The organism is Natrinema salifodinae, assembly GCF_900110455.1.
GTDB classification, from domain to species: Archaea; Halobacteriota; Halobacteria; order Halobacteriales; family Natrialbaceae; genus Natrinema; species Natrinema salifodinae.
The window spans coordinates 100,523-113,909 of sequence record NZ_FOIS01000003.1 but is presented as its reverse complement, the minus strand read 5'-3'; the positions used below and the strand labels follow the sequence as shown (position 1 = coordinate 113,909).

The window sequence follows — 13,387 nt, the reverse complement described above, 5'->3', positions numbered from 1 at the left end:
CGGGTTACGAGCGGACCGGTTCGAGCCGGCCGCTCCTGACGAGGGCGATCGCGGCGGCCATCTTGAGCAGTTCGCCGGGGATGAACGGGAGCGCGCCGGCGGTGACGGCTTCCCAGGCCGCCAGTTCGAGGAGCCAGGCCATGTAGCCCGTTCCCAGGCCGTAGGTGACGATCGTCCCCGCGACGAGCGCGCCGGCGACGACCGGCAGCGCCGTATCGCCGGGGTCTCGCAGCGTCGTCCCGCGATGGACGACGAGCCCGATCAGTCCCGCGGCGATCGGGTACGACCACAGATAGCCGCCGGTATAGCTAAACAGCTGTCCGAGCCCGCCTTCCATCCCGGCGAACACCGGCAGTCCGACGGCGCCCGCCGCGAGATAGATCAGCATCGAGACGGGTCCCCAGACCGGACCCAGGACCAGGCCGGCGAGGAAGACGAACAGGACCTGGAGCGTGATCGGTGCCGGCGAGAGCGGGAGCGGGATCGACACCGGCGCCGAGGCCCCGATCAGCGTCGCGAGCAGCGCCGCCCGCGCGAACTGACGGACGACGGCGTCGTCGACGAGGTCGACCGAATTCTGTTCCGTTGCCATACCCACCCACTCTCTCGTAAACCGGGATCAAAACTTCGGTTTCCGAGACGGCACGTCGCCTTCCCGAGACGACGGCGCGGAGATCGACTGCAGACGAGGCCGTGAGTCCGCTCGAAACAGCGCGCTTCCCCTCACGGACGACGACAGTCTCGGCCAGTCGCTGATTACTCGGAACCGGCTTCGATCGCTCGTCAGTAGCCCGTCTACATGGCGCGATCAATCCGTCGACCGGAGTAATAACCGCTTTCCTCGTATCCCTAACCGAAACGACCGGCGGTCTTATGCGCTCGTTCAGCCCCGTGGTGGGAAAATGCGATCCGGTACTACGTGGGTTGGCATTCGGGCGTACGGGAGGACGAACTCGGGACGCCGTCGGTGGGACGACGGACCGACGCTGGGGTGGGGCCGTGGTTCACCGCTCGGGCCCGGAGGGTCTCGATGAGACGCGGCGCGATCGCCGCCGTCGTAGTCGCGGTCGCGATGGTCGGAAGCGCCGTCGCGTTCCCGCTCCTCGGCGGCGGACTCGGACTGTTCGACGAGGGCAACGGGGGCGCCCCCGACGAGCAGCCCGCGGGCGACGGTTCGGGAGCCGGAGTCGCGCTCGCGGCCGGCGCGCAGGACGACGCCGACGCGAACGCGACGGGCGACGCCGAGCTCGAACTGATAACGTTCGACTCGGATGGGGCCGACGACGATGAGAGAGCGGCCGAAATCGGAACTGGAACCGACCAGGCCAACCAGATCGAGACCGAAACCGAGACCGAGATCCAGGGCGACCGCGAGGACGCCGTCGAGGCCGGCGTCGACCAGGGGGTCGAACTCGTCCAGTCTCAGGGCGTCGAGGTGACCCAGGAGCAGCGGGCGGCGGCGCTCGAGGGTGCGCTCGAATCGGCCACGCAGTACCAGACCGCCGAGGCCGAGCAGGTTCAGGCGGCGTCGGCGGGGGCCGTCCACGGTGCGCTGATTCAGGAGCAGTCGGTCAACGCGACGCAGGTGCAGCACGCGGTCGGCGGGGCGACCGACGGCGCGCTCTCGCAGACCCAGTCCCAGTCGATCAACGTCACGCAACTCCAGAGCGCGACCTGGGGCGCGACCCACGGGGCGCTCGCTCACGCGCAGAACCAGCACGTGACCGTCGAGCAGATCCAGATCGCGACCAGGGGCGCGGCCGCGGGCGCCGCAAACGAGGCAGGCGCGAACGACGTCGGGACGGTCCCGAAGATCCAGGAGGCCGCGCAGGGAGCGGCCTACGGCGTCCTGGAACAGTACCAGGCGATTTCGATCGAACAGCGCCAGCAGGTGACCCTCGAGCACGTCCAGCACGCCGCGGCCGGCGGCGCCGCGGGGGCGCTCGAGGGGAGCGCACTGACGACGATCGAGCAGGAACAGCGCGTCGATGTCGAGCAGCGCCAGAAAGCGACGATCAAGCAGATCCAGAAGGCGGCGGCCGGCGCGTCGAAGGGCGCGCTCGTCCAGCGTCAGGACGTCTCGGTCGAGCAGACCCAGGTCGCGGCCCGCGGGGCGAGCCGGGGGTCGCTGACGCAGGTTCAGGACGTCTCGGTCGAGCAGGTGCAGCGAGTGTCGATCACGCAGATCCAAGAAGCCGCCTTCGGCGCGGCGAAGGGGTCGATTTCCCAGAGTCAGGAAGCGAGCGTCGAGCAAATCCAGGCCGCCGCCGACGGGGCCGCAGGCGGCACGCTCGTCCAGTCCCAGGAGGCGTCGGTGACGCAGGTTCAGGCCGCCGCGACCGGCGCGGCCGAGGGCGCGGTCACGTCCGCGATCCAGCGACAGGAAGCGACGATCGAGCAGGTTCAGGCCGCCGCGTTCGGCGCGGGTGAGGGGTCGGTGACCCAGACGCAGGTCGCCGACGTAACCCAGGTCCAGCGGCTCGCGCGGGGCGGAGCGAGCGGCGCGCTCGTCCAGTCCCAGGAGGCGTCGGTGACGCAGGTGCAGACGGCGGCCCGAAGCGCCTGCACGGAGACGGCGCAGGTCGTCCAGTCCCAGCGGATCAGCGTCACGCAGATTCAGACGTTGACCGAGGTGGCCGCCGCCGAGGCGACCGTCTACGCGGTCCAGGAAGGGACCGACGACGCGACGGAGATCTCCCAACACGTCGAGATCACCGTCGTCCAGGAGCTCGAGACGATCGATCGGATCGAGGGGACGGCGACGATCGACGCGCCCGAGCAGGAGACCGACGGGGAAACGGTCACCGTCGAGGACGTCTCGCTCTCGGAGGGCGGCTTCGTGGCCGTTTACGAGGGTGTCGCGGTCGACGCCGATCCGGACGCGCTCCTCGGCGTCTCGGCGTACCTCGAAGCCGGCGAGCACGAGGGCGTTGAGATCGAACTCGACGAACCGCTGAACGAGAGCACCGCGCTCGTCGTGGCCGCCCACCACGACACGAACGACGACGGGGAGTTCGAGTACGCCGAGTCCAACGGCGAAGAGGATGTCCCGTACGTGACCGAGGGCGGGATCCCGATTATCGACGGCACGTTCGTGACGGTCGCGGACGACGAGGACCCCGAGGCGACGCTGTCGGTGGCCGATCAGGAAGGGAACGGTTCGACGCTGACGGTCGACCAGGCGAACGCGTCCGTCCCGTACACCGTCACCGCGGCGACCGAGAACGGAACCGCCGAGAGCGACGCGTTCGCGGCCGGCGAGGAAGCGACGAATCTCTCGCTCGAACTCGACCCGCCGATCGCGGAGAATACGACTGTCGACGTCGCGGTCGTCGACGAGGACGGTGCGACGCTCGCGAACGAGTCCGTCGAGTACGCAGTCGTACCGGACGACCCAGGCGAACCCGGAGAACCAGGTGAGCCTGGCGAACCCAACGCGTCGCTCTCGGTCGACGACCAGGCGGGCGACGGCGAGACCCTCGCGGTCGACGCCGCGAGCGCGACCGAGGAGTTCGTCCTCACGGCCGAGTACGACGGCGCGCGGGTCGACAGCGAGCCCTTCGAGGCGAACACGACGGTCGCGGACGAGACGCTCGAACTCGACCCGCCGATCGAGGAAGCCACGACCGTGAACGTCTCCGTTCGCAACGCGACGGACGACACGGCCCTGGCGAACGAGTCGATCGAGTACGCGGTCGAGGGGCCGGATCCGACGGAGCCGACGGCGAACCTCACGGTCGCCGACCAGACCGGTGACGGGGAGACGCTCATCGTCACATCGGCCAACGCGTCGGTCGAGTACGCCCTCACCGTTACCGACGAGAACGGGACCTCGATCGCCGAGAGCGAGCCCATCGCGGCTAACGAGACGGTCGGTCCCGAGGAGATCCCCCTCGAGCCGCCGCTCGCGGAGAACGCGACCCTCGAGGTGGCGGTCGTCGAAGCGGCGAACGGGACGGTCCTCGAGAACGAGACCGTCGAGTACACGGTCGATAGCGTGCTCGAGGAATTCGACGTCGAGTTCGCGAGCTGCTCGCGGGCGGCGGTTTCCGCGTCGCTCGCGGAGGGCGATCGGGTCGCCGCGAGCACCGGCTTCTACGACACCGCCGGCTTCGGGGACACCATCGCGGAGGACCAGATCACCGTCGGCGAGGACGTGGAAGCGCCATTCACCGGCACGATAGTCTTCGAGCTCGGCGACGAGCGAAACGTCGAGACCGACGGCGACGAGGTGTTCGTCGAGGTGCCGTCCTACGGCACCTTCGGGACGTACATCTCCGGCATTAGTTCGCCGGAGGCGATCCCCGTCGCCGGGATCGACTACCCCAACCCCGAAATAGAGTCGTGCAGCGAGGAGGCCAGGCCGGCGCTGCCGAACCTCTCCGTCGAGGAGACGACGCCGTCCGACGACGGCGAGAGCATCAATGTGACCTTCGGCTACGAGAATCCGAACGACGCCGCGGTCGTCGGCAACAGCCAGTTCGTCGAGGGGACCGCGAGCGAGGATCCGCCCGCGGAATTCGAACCCGGCGAGGGAACGTTCACCGTCGAGTGGACGCCCGAGAGCGACGACGAACGGCTCGTCTGGGAGGTCGACTTCTCGTTCTACGGCTACGAGGAGCCGGTGACCGCCGCGACGCCGCCGGCCGGCGAGATCGTCCCCCAGGAGCCCGGCGATCCCGCCGAATTCGACGTCTCGATCGCGGCGACGAACGATCCGGTCGAACAGGGTGAGCCGATCGAGGTCGAGACCGAACTCGAGAACGTCGGCGGCGAGGAGGGCACGCAGAACGTCGAGATCGCCGTCGGCGGCGCGACCGGCGATGCGTTGCCGGTCACGCTCGAGTCGGGCGAGTCCCGAGCGCTCACGATGACCTACGACACGGTGGGGCTCGAACCCGGCGAGTACCCGGTCGAAGTGTCGACCGAGAACGCGACGGCCGAGACGACGGTGACCGTCGAGGAGAGCGCTGAAGCGGCGGCGTTCGCGGTCACCGACCTCTCGGCGCCCGAGAGCGGCGAGCCCGGCGAGGACGTGACGGTCAGCGCGACGATCGAGAACCAGGGCGACCGCGAGGAAACGCAGACGGTGACCTACGCTATCGACGGCGAGCCCGTCGGCGAATCGTCCGTGACGCTCGCGGGCGGGGAGTCGGCGACGCTCACGTTTTCAGTGGTACTCCCCGAAGGAACGTCGACGCACACGGTCGCGACCGCCGACGATGAGGCGTCGGTGACGATCGAAGCAGATTCGCCCGAGACCGCGGAGACGGGCGATAATGCGGAACCGACCGACGAACCCGTCGAACCGCCCGAAACCCCCGGCGAACCGTCCGATGACCCAGAGCCGCCACAGCCGCCGGAGGCGCCGGATTCATCGGACGCGCCCGAGCAGCCTACCGACGTCTGACCGACCGCTGATTCGGAGACGGCCGATAACGCACCCAGGCGTCCCATCAGGCGGTGGCGCCGCCCCGATCGAGACGCTAGGTGCCGGTCCGCCAGCGGGCGCCGACGACGGGACCGCCGGCGCCGCGTAGCGGTCGCTCGTTTCGATTTTAGTTTCAGCGCCCGCCAGGCGCCGTCGCTCGCGAACGGCGGTTTCGAAACGTCGAACACCGGGCGAACGCCTGGTCGTAGTACGAGTTCAGTGCTCGCGGTGGACGCGCCGTCAGTGCTGGTGCCCGGTCGCTTCGCCGAAGGTGACGCCGAACCGTTCCTCGAACAGGTCCATAACGCGCTCTTCCTGGGCCTCGAGGTCGCCGTCCGCGTCCTGGCCGTGGTGGACGATGTGGTGGGCGCGGCTGGCGAAGGAGAGCAGCGCTACGTCGCCGACCGTCTCGGCGTCGGTCTGGTCGCCCTCGGCCACGAGATCGACTAGGCCGGCCGGGATCGTGACCTCGTCGGTCGTGCCGTCTTCGGAACTGATCGAGAAGGTCGTCGTTTCGACTTCGTCGGACATACTCCTACGGTCGGGAACCGTGCGTAAAGGTGCTGTGGCTTGGCCCGGATCGCGATCCCGATCCCGGGGACGGCTGACGGGCCCGGCGTCGCGGGACCCCCGTGGTGTTTTTGCTGATCGGCGACGAATTATCTCCTATGCCATCCGTTGAACTCGACGAGGAGACGATCGAGCGGCTGGACGCGCTGCGCGTCGAGGACGAGTCGTACGACGAACTCGTTACCGAACTCATCAACATCTACGAGACGAGCGAGTACACGCTCTTTCACGCCGGCGACTGACCGGCGCGTGGCGGTTCGAGGTCGGCCCGCGGTTCGATCGGCGTTCGATCGCGCCGTCTCAGTCGCCGCCGGCGGCGCGCCGAACCGATTCCCACCGGCCCTTCGACTCGAGGTGTGACTGCAACTCGTCGGCGTACTCCTGAGTGAGCCGTTCGGCGGCCTCGCGTTGCTCCTTCTCGGACGAACCGCCGTTGCCGCCGCCGATCCCGAGCGCCCCCATGATGGAATCGACGAGTCCGCCGGACGATCCCGACCCCGATCCAGTGTCGGCCGCCTGGCCAGCCATCGCGCCCATTCCGGCCTGGACGTTCTCGAGTTCGGGGATGATCCCGTCGAGCTTCTCCGTGTTGGCGACGATCCGCGCCCGGTCGGGATCGTCGGGGTGTTCGATCTCGAACTCCGTGGCAGTCATGATCAGACTCCACTGCTGACTGGAGAACTGCGACTCCTCGATCCGCGCGGCAAACTCCTGATCGACGGTCATCCGCTCACCGACGATCCGATCCGTCCACGCCTGGTCGCTCATGGCACCCGATTCGCACGGCGGCTGTATCAGCGTTTCCCTCGGTGACCGGAGACGACGGCGCGAGCGGCTGCGCTCGCGGCAGCCGTCAGTTCGATTGACGGTCGTCCGCGTCATGATAACGTTCATGTAGTTGCCAGTTGTGTGTTACCATATACCAATGTACGACTGCATTCTCACGCCCACCGATGGCTCTCGGGAGGTCGAACGTGCGCTCGAGTACGCCTTCCAACTGGCGCGACAACACGACGCGACGATCCGCGCGCTCTACGTCGTCAACGCGGCCGGCTACGGCGGGCTGCCCATGGAAACCGCCCTCGACGGGATCAGCGACGCGCTACACGGCGAAGGCCAGAAGGCCGTCGCCCGAGTCGCGGAACTCGCGCCGGCGGACGTCACCGTCGAGACCGAGATCCGCGAGGGGTCGCCGAGCCAGGCCATTGTCGAGGAGGCCGATCCGGCGGAGTGCGATCTGGTGGTGATGGGGACCCACGGCCGGGGCGGGATTGATCGGTTGCTGCTCGGCAGCGTGACGGAACGGGTCGTCCGGCGAGCGTCGGTCCCCGTACTGACGGTTCAGGTCGATCCGGAACGGGTCGAAGACCAGTCCGAACGGTCGCCCGTCGCCATCGAGTGACCGACTCGCTTCCGTCGGGGGCCGTCGAACCACGATGCAGTCGTCACCGCTCCGCACGCTTCTTTTCCTTCCACGTCCGGTATCGACAGCCCGGCCCGATCAGACCGGCCGCAGGTGCTCGCAGTCGCCCGCGGAGACCGTGACTGTCTCGTTCTCGTCGCCGTCGTCGGACTCGACCTCGACCACGAGCGCGCCCGACGCCGCGACGTCGACCGCCTCGCCGACGACCTCGCCCGCGGGCCGGTCGACCCGCACGCGCTGGCCGAGCGTCAGCGCCAGGTCTCGCCAGGCGGGAACGACCGCTTCGAGGTCCCCGCGGTAGCGGTCGAACTCCTCTAAGAGCCGCTGGACGAACCGCCGACGGTCGACGTCGCCGGCTTCCTCGCGGACGGATGTCGCGCCCTCGGGGAGCCGGTCGGCGTCGATGTTCGCGTTGACGCCGATGCCGACGACGAGCCACTCGACGCGGTCCGTCTCGCCCTCCATCTCCGTGAGGATGCCCGCGAGTTTCCGGTAGTCGCCGTCGTCGCCGACCGGGACGACGACGTCGTTCGGCCACTTGATCCGGGCGTCGATGCCGGCCTCCCGCGCCGCCGTCGCCGTGGCGATCGACGCCGCCAGCGTGTACAGCGGCGCCTGCGCGGGCGCGATGGCGGGTCGCGTGACGACGCTCAGCCAGACCCCGCCTGCGGGCGCGGCCCACTCGCGTTCGAGGCGTCCGCGGCCGCCGGTCTGTTCGTCCGCGAGGACGGCGATATCCGCCGCGCCCTCGGTGGCCAGTTCGCGTGCCCGATCGTTGGTGCTCCCCACCGAAGCGCGGTACTCGATCGAGAACGGCGCGTCGAGTTCGAACTCGACGGCCGGCGCGTTGTACGCGTCGACGCCGGTCAGTTCGTAGCCGGTCGGCCCGCTCTCGATCTCGAAGTCGGCCTCGCGCAGTCCGTCGATGTGCTTCCAGACGGCCGCCCGCGAGATATCGAGGCGTTCGGCCAGGTCCGGCCCCGACACCGGCCCGTCGGCGATCGCCTCGAGGATCGCACGTCGCGTCTCGTTCATAGCCGCGAGAGGGGGCCGCGCGCACTTCAATCGGCGGGATCGGTGGTCGCGACCGTCGTCCGTCACTCTGACGTATCGGTCCGCTTGCCGATCCCTAGGCTTTTCTCGACCGTTACTGGACGTCTACGTAGCGTGCGGAGCGCTACCAAAAGCCGTGAAAATCGGCGACCGCTGTACGGTCTGCGGCGCGCGCATCGGGGACCGGCAGGTGAACTACTGCGAGACGTGCGGTCGGGGAGTGCACGAACGCTGCGAGGAGTACGAGACGACGTTCGAGTGTCGACACTGCGGGGACGAGACGTGGATCGGCGCGGTCGAGTTCTGACGGCCGGTCGATTCTTTTCGTGTGGACGCTGCCCGCTCGGTCCGTACGGAGTGGCGGTCCGTCGAACGGAGAACCGACGGTTCCGAACCGGAACTGGAATTGAAACCGAAACCGGAAGAACTGCCGAGTTTAGGATCGCAGTTCGCGGAGCTTCTCGCGACCCGGTGCGATCAGGTCGTCGAGGTAGGTCGCGAGCGTGCTCTTGGCGTCTGCGGGGTGAAGCTCGCCGGACTCGAGATCAGCGGCGAGGGCATCGTACTCCTCGTAGGTGAGGTCGCCGCCGTACTTCTCGGGCCGCTCGACGACGATCTCGTCGAACCGCGGGAAGACGTGGTACTCGAACAGTTCGAGGACGGGATTCTCGAGGTCGTCCTCGGGGTTCCGAGTCGGCGGACAGAACGCCGAGTTGACCTTCTCTTCGAGGTCCTCCGTCGAGTCTTCCATCGAGATGGTGACGCCCTCGCTCGAGGACATCTTCCCCTCGCCGCTGGTCAGGTCAGCGACGATGGGCGTATGGAGCGCGGGTCGGACCTCGTAGTCGACTTCGGGCAGCTTCTCGCGGGCGAGCATGTGGACCTTCCGCTGGTCTAACCCGCCGACCGCCAGGTCGAGGTCGAGGTACTCGATGTCTAAGGTCTGCATCAGCGGGTAGACCAGGTGGCTCACCTTGGCCGTCTGGTCGCCCTGCAGTTCGGCCATCGCGCGCTGGGCGCGGTTCATCGTCGTCTCGAGCTCCAGGTGGTGGAGGTCGAGCATATAGTCCTCGTCGAGCTGGAACTCCGAGCCGTAGACGAACTCGGCGTTGTCCTCGTCGAGGCCGTAGGCGAGGAACTGGGCCTTCATCTGCTCGGCGGTCTCGCGGATCTCCTCGAAGGTCCCCTTCCCGTTGAGGTAGGCGTGGACGTCTGCCAGCAGGACGACGACCTCCATGCCCGCCTCCTGGAGGTCAATGAGTTTGTTCGCCGTCAGCAGGTGCCCGAGATGGAGCACGCCGGAGGGCTCGTAGCCAACGTAGGCGCGCTTGCCGTCGGGAGCGGCGGCGAGGTCGCGCACCTCCTCGTCGGTCACGACCTCCTCGGCGTTCCGGGTGATCAGGTCGTAGGTGTCCATTGCTGTCTGATTCGAATCAGCGGACGGATTTATGCTTTCTTGAACGACGGTAGTATACCGGACGGTCTCACAGCGGCTTCAGGACGGTCTCGACTCGATCGCGGGCCGTGCCGGCCAGGTACCCCGTCGCCGCGCCGACGCCGGCCCCGACGGCACCGCCGGCCGGTCCGGCGACGCCGCCGACCCGACCGCCGAGTTTCGCGCCCGTCGCCGCGCCGCGGGCCGCCTGGTCCGATCGCAGACAGGGAGGTTCGAGCGATGGCATCGGTCGACGGTTCGACCCGCTGGCGATTAACGGTTGGGATCCGAACAGTTCCCGGAGCGAGGAACACGCGGTGGCCGGCTGCGAGTAGCGACGCCGGCGACCGGCAGCCGCTGACGAATGCCTGCCGAAGGCTCATTCCGCATGTCGTCCTATCCCCGCCGATCATGGGGTACGGAGCGGATTTCATCAACGCGCTGCGGCGGAGCCTCCTCCCGCAGTTGCACTTCCTCCTGCGGGGGACCTTCGGCGGCTACGCGGTCAGCCACACGACCGCCGACGAGTACGTGCTCACGGCCCGCTGCTCGGAGGCGACGATCGAGGCCGTTCTGGCGGCACTCGGCTTCTCGCGCAACCCGATTGCCGCGCTCAAAGTGCGGATGGACGGCAACACGTCCGAGGGGTCGTGGGTGTGGCGGCCGTCGCTCCTCGCCGACGAACAGTTGCACATCGTGGTCCACGACCTCCGGAACGAGACGGGCGTCGACGTCTACGCTCACTGGGAGTACTCGTGGATCCGCCACCCCTACAAACACTACGTCGCCCGCGGCTACGACGCCGAGAGAGGGGTCGCGCTGGCCCGCCGATGGCTGGTCGACGGCGACGGAGACGGATCGGAACTCGCCGCCGGTCCGGGCATCGAGTACGAGATCGATCACTCGCTCGCCCGCCGCGCGAGCGAACACCTCTGGCTGTCGTACTACCGCGTCGAGGAGCATGTCGCGGCGATTCGATCGAAACTCCCGTTCGTAGACGGCGACGGCGTCAGCAAACCGAAAATCATCGAGCGCGAGGACGGGCGCGATTCCGTCTCGCCGACGATCACGGGGAAGCTCTGAGAAGCGGCCGGATCGAACTGGTGACGAAGTGGATTACAGGTCGCCCGATCGAATCCGTTCCTCGGCCTCCTCGAGGGCCGCCTGGCGATCGAAGTCCGCGACGATCTCGCGGAGTGTGTCCTCGTCGGCGTCCGCCAGATCCCGCGCGTGGGCGGTGATGTTCGGCACTGCACGGATGATGTTGTCGACGATCGGGACGTCGGCGACCTGGGGCGAGCGCGACAGCGGGTTGAGGTCGATCACGATCTCGGTTTTGCCCATCTCGTCTAGGGCCTCGGCGCGGTCGCCGTCCTCGAGGGGGACGAGCACGACGTCGGCGTCGTAGATCCCGTCGGCGTCGACCTTCGCGCGCTGGTGGTCCAGATTCGGTATGCGGGCGTCGGCCTCGAGTCCTTTGACATCCGTGGCGTCGTGCTCGCGGAGGTGGTCGGCGATGGCCTCGATGCGCTCGGGCGTCCGATTGAAGAGGTTGACTTCGAGGTCGGCACCCGTGACGTCGGCGAGGGCGGCCATCTCGCCGGGGACCAGGGCCGCGACGTTGCCGTTGATCGAGAGCACGGGGTGGTCGGCGAGCAGGAGGTGGGCCGCGGCGGCCCGCTCGGCAGCGTCGGCGCTCGGGATGGTCTCCTCGCCCAGCAGGTAGTCGAACGCGCTGCCCCGCCCCTCGGCGTGCATCCCCTGCAGGTGCGTGATCCCCTTCTCGACGCCCTCCTCGATCCGGTGGCGAGTGAGCAGATCCTGATAGCGGGGGTGATCCTCCGGGATCTCCTCCTCGCTCTCGACGTCGGCGGAGACGGTGTCGTAGTCGGTCACGATCGATCACTGGACTGGATCGCTAAAAAACGGCCCGATAGCTCGTCGTACGGGACCGTCGGTCGACGGCGAGCGACCTGACGCGCGTCGACCGAAATCGGTTCCGTCTCGCGTCCTCGTCGGTCCGATCGATCCGGTCTCACGGGACGCGACGCGGGAGCACGTAAACGCCCGATAGGTTTCGCGGAAACGTACACGCTCGCGCCGCGCCAAGTGGGAGTATGGAGACGGGTCGAAATCCGGACCGCCCCGACGGGAGCCGCGACTCGGACGACCGCTACCGGGCGCACCTCGAGCGGAGCCGCGCGGTCTGGGACCGATGGAGCGACTACTACGGGCTCAGCGAGCGAGACTTCGAACCCGCGCGCGAAGCGGCGATCGACCACCTGCGCCTCGAGCCAGGCGATCGCGTGCTCGAGATCGGCCCCGGTCCCGGAGTCAACTTCGAGCGGGTTCGCAACGAGATCGGCGCGGGTGGGGAACTCGTCGCCGTCGACTACAGCCCGGGAATGGTCGCGAACGCGCGGGACCGGATCGAACCCCGCGGCTGGGAGAACATCGAGGTGCGCCTGGCCGACGCGACGACGGCCGATTTCGACGAGCCGTTCGACGCGGCGCTCGCGACGCTCTCGCTCTCGTGCATGCCCGACATTCGCCGGGCGACCGAGACCGTCTACCGATCGCTCGCACCGGGGGGTCGGTTCGTCGTCCTCGCCCTCCGGACGATTCCGAGCGGCCCCGCTCGAATTCTGAACCCCCTCCTGTGGCGGTTCTTCCGCTGGTACGCGAACTGGAACCCCGACGGCGACGTCGCGGGGTCGCTCGCCGCCGTCTTCGACGAGTGCGAGATCGTCGACACCTATCTCGCCGGGTCCGCGTACACGGCGGTCTGTACGAAACGGGACGCGGCTTGATCGGCTGCCTACGGGCCGTCCTCGAGGGTCCGTCGGACCGCGTTCGCCTCGCCGCGACGGACGAGTTCCGACGCCGTCGAGACGGCACACCCGAGTTCGTCGGCGACCGCCTCGATCCCGGCCTCGCGCGGGATTTCGTAGAATCCGACGTCCCGCGCGGCCCGGAGGGCCGCTCTCTGGCGATCGGAGAGCGGTGACTCCGAGACCGTCACGTCCTGACTAACCCACTGCACGTCGAGTCGAATGCCGTCGGGCACCTCGTCCATCACGTCGGTGAGGGCGGACGGGTGCCCGACGACGGTCAGTCGAATCGTTCGATCGGACCGGACCTCGATCGGCGGCACGACCACGACCGTCTCCCGTGCGAGCGCGTCCAGCAGCGACGCGCCCTCTGAACCGAGGTCGCGCCGGAGGTACAGGAAGAATCCGTCGTCGGCCGGCGTGATGTCGTACTCGCGGACGGTCTCCAGTCCTGCCAGCAGCGATTCGTAGGCCGCCGGCTCGCCGTCGACGAACGACGTGATCGTCTCCACGCCGTCGACCGCCTGGCCGCCGACGATAACCTCGCGGTCGATGTCGGGCGAGTTGCAGATCCCCTCGTGGAGCGGCGGAATCGCTCCCGGCGCGTATTCCAGTCGGACGCCCATCGATTTCATACGTCGAAC

General features: G+C 68.3%; 14 protein-coding genes. 6 read left to right on the top strand and 8 right to left on the bottom strand.

Annotated elements, in window-relative coordinates:
* Positions 1-4: 4 nt before the first annotated feature.
* Positions 5-592, bottom strand: coding sequence for a biotin transporter BioY (locus tag BMY29_RS10605; protein ID WP_049989525.1), 588 nt, complete (start codon positions 590-592; stop codon positions 5-7).
* Positions 593-1,030: 438 nt separating this feature from the next.
* Between BMY29_RS10605 and BMY29_RS10600 the strand changes: the two genes are divergently transcribed.
* Positions 1,031-5,410 carry a DUF7282 domain-containing protein gene (locus BMY29_RS10600; protein ID WP_074854705.1) on the top strand — a complete coding sequence of 1,460 codons (4,380 nt, stop codon included), beginning with the start codon at positions 1,031-1,033 and terminating at the stop codon, positions 5,408-5,410.
* Positions 5,411-5,671: 261 nt separating this feature from the next.
* On the opposite strand, the gene BMY29_RS10595 is transcribed toward BMY29_RS10600, so the two are convergent.
* Positions 5,672-5,962: a DUF7545 family protein gene (locus BMY29_RS10595; RefSeq protein ID WP_049989526.1), complete on the bottom strand. Its 291-nt coding sequence runs from the start codon at positions 5,960-5,962 to the stop codon at positions 5,672-5,674.
* A gap of 137 nt (positions 5,963-6,099) precedes the next feature.
* Between BMY29_RS10595 and BMY29_RS21055 the strand changes: the two genes are divergently transcribed.
* Entirely contained in the window at positions 6,100-6,243 is a 144-nt protein-coding gene (locus BMY29_RS21055) for a DUF7557 family protein (RefSeq protein ID WP_173424884.1), read from the top strand.
* A 58-nt stretch (positions 6,244-6,301) separates the two neighbouring features.
* Here BMY29_RS21055 and BMY29_RS10590 read toward each other — a convergent pair whose 3' ends face one another.
* On the bottom strand, positions 6,302-6,769 hold the full coding sequence (locus tag BMY29_RS10590) for a DUF5799 family protein (RefSeq protein ID WP_049989527.1): 468 nt from the start codon (positions 6,767-6,769) through the stop codon (positions 6,302-6,304).
* Between the two features lie 157 nt (positions 6,770-6,926).
* Between BMY29_RS10590 and BMY29_RS10585 the strand changes: the two genes are divergently transcribed.
* Complete coding sequence (locus BMY29_RS10585; RefSeq protein ID WP_049989528.1) at positions 6,927-7,403, top strand: universal stress protein; 477 nt, start codon at positions 6,927-6,929, stop codon at positions 7,401-7,403.
* Positions 7,404-7,502: 99 nt separating this feature from the next.
* On the opposite strand, the gene BMY29_RS10580 is transcribed toward BMY29_RS10585, so the two are convergent.
* Complete coding sequence (locus tag BMY29_RS10580; protein ID WP_049989529.1) at positions 7,503-8,459, bottom strand: biotin--[acetyl-CoA-carboxylase] ligase; 957 nt, start codon at positions 8,457-8,459, stop codon at positions 7,503-7,505.
* Positions 8,460-8,613: 154 nt separating this feature from the next.
* Between BMY29_RS10580 and BMY29_RS21050 the strand changes: the two genes are divergently transcribed.
* Positions 8,614-8,784, top strand: a complete 171-nt coding sequence (locus BMY29_RS21050) for a hypothetical protein (protein WP_173424885.1) — start codon at positions 8,614-8,616, stop codon at positions 8,782-8,784.
* Positions 8,785-8,913: 129 nt separating this feature from the next.
* Here the strand turns inward: BMY29_RS21050 and BMY29_RS10575 are convergent, their stop codons facing one another.
* Positions 8,914-9,894 carry a tyrosine--tRNA ligase gene (locus tag BMY29_RS10575; RefSeq protein ID WP_049989530.1) on the bottom strand — a complete coding sequence of 327 codons (981 nt, stop codon included), beginning with the start codon at positions 9,892-9,894 and terminating at the stop codon, positions 8,914-8,916.
* A gap of 67 nt (positions 9,895-9,961) precedes the next feature.
* A complete protein-coding gene (locus BMY29_RS10570) occupies positions 9,962-10,159 on the bottom strand; it encodes a hypothetical protein (protein ID WP_049989531.1) in 198 nt (65 codons plus the stop codon).
* A 164-nt stretch (positions 10,160-10,323) separates the two neighbouring features.
* On the opposite strand from BMY29_RS10570, the gene BMY29_RS10565 reads away from it, so the two are divergent.
* On the top strand, positions 10,324-10,995 hold the full coding sequence (locus BMY29_RS10565; protein WP_049989532.1) for a hypothetical protein: 672 nt from the start codon (positions 10,324-10,326) through the stop codon (positions 10,993-10,995).
* A gap of 33 nt (positions 10,996-11,028) precedes the next feature.
* Here the strand turns inward: BMY29_RS10565 and BMY29_RS10560 are convergent, their stop codons facing one another.
* Positions 11,029-11,808 carry a 4-phosphopantoate--beta-alanine ligase gene (locus tag BMY29_RS10560; protein ID WP_049989533.1) on the bottom strand — a complete coding sequence of 260 codons (780 nt, stop codon included), beginning with the start codon at positions 11,806-11,808 and terminating at the stop codon, positions 11,029-11,031.
* Between the two features lie 221 nt (positions 11,809-12,029).
* Here BMY29_RS10560 and BMY29_RS10555 point away from each other — a divergent pair, with 221 nt between their 5' ends.
* Entirely contained in the window at positions 12,030-12,722 is a 693-nt protein-coding gene (locus BMY29_RS10555) for a class I SAM-dependent methyltransferase (RefSeq protein ID WP_049989534.1), read from the top strand.
* Between the two features lie 8 nt (positions 12,723-12,730).
* On the opposite strand, the gene BMY29_RS10550 is transcribed toward BMY29_RS10555, so the two are convergent.
* Positions 12,731-13,378: a helix-turn-helix domain-containing protein gene (locus BMY29_RS10550; protein WP_049989535.1), complete on the bottom strand. Its 648-nt coding sequence runs from the start codon at positions 13,376-13,378 to the stop codon at positions 12,731-12,733.
* Between the last annotated feature and the right edge of the window lie 9 nt (positions 13,379-13,387).

Bases quoted from the DNA above. Each gene is read 5' to 3' on its own strand.
- BMY29_RS10580 (WP_049989529.1), bottom strand. From the start codon at position 8,459: ATGAACGAGACGCGACGTGCGATCCTCGAGGCGATCGCCGACGGGCCG.
- BMY29_RS10565 (WP_049989532.1), top strand. From the start codon at position 10,324: ATGGGGTACGGAGCGGATTTCATCAACGCGCTGCGGCGGAGCCTCCTC.
- BMY29_RS10570 (WP_049989531.1), bottom strand. From the start codon at position 10,159: ATGCCATCGCTCGAACCTCCCTGTCTGCGATCGGACCAGGCGGCCCGC.
- BMY29_RS10590 (WP_049989527.1), bottom strand. From the start codon at position 6,769: ATGAGCGACCAGGCGTGGACGGATCGGATCGTCGGTGAGCGGATGACC.
- BMY29_RS10555 (WP_049989534.1), top strand. From the start codon at position 12,030: ATGGAGACGGGTCGAAATCCGGACCGCCCCGACGGGAGCCGCGACTCG.
- BMY29_RS10605 (WP_049989525.1), bottom strand. From the start codon at position 592: ATGGCAACGGAACAGAATTCGGTCGACCTCGTCGACGACGCCGTCGTC.
- BMY29_RS10600 (WP_074854705.1), top strand. From the start codon at position 1,031: ATGAGACGCGGCGCGATCGCCGCCGTCGTAGTCGCGGTCGCGATGGTC.
- BMY29_RS21055 (WP_173424884.1), top strand. From the start codon at position 6,100: ATGCCATCCGTTGAACTCGACGAGGAGACGATCGAGCGGCTGGACGCG.
- BMY29_RS10585 (WP_049989528.1), top strand. From the start codon at position 6,927: ATGTACGACTGCATTCTCACGCCCACCGATGGCTCTCGGGAGGTCGAA.
- BMY29_RS10550 (WP_049989535.1), bottom strand. From the start codon at position 13,378: ATGAAATCGATGGGCGTCCGACTGGAATACGCGCCGGGAGCGATTCCG.
- BMY29_RS10595 (WP_049989526.1), bottom strand. From the start codon at position 5,962: ATGTCCGACGAAGTCGAAACGACGACCTTCTCGATCAGTTCCGAAGAC.
- BMY29_RS10575 (WP_049989530.1), bottom strand. From the start codon at position 9,894: ATGGACACCTACGACCTGATCACCCGGAACGCCGAGGAGGTCGTGACC.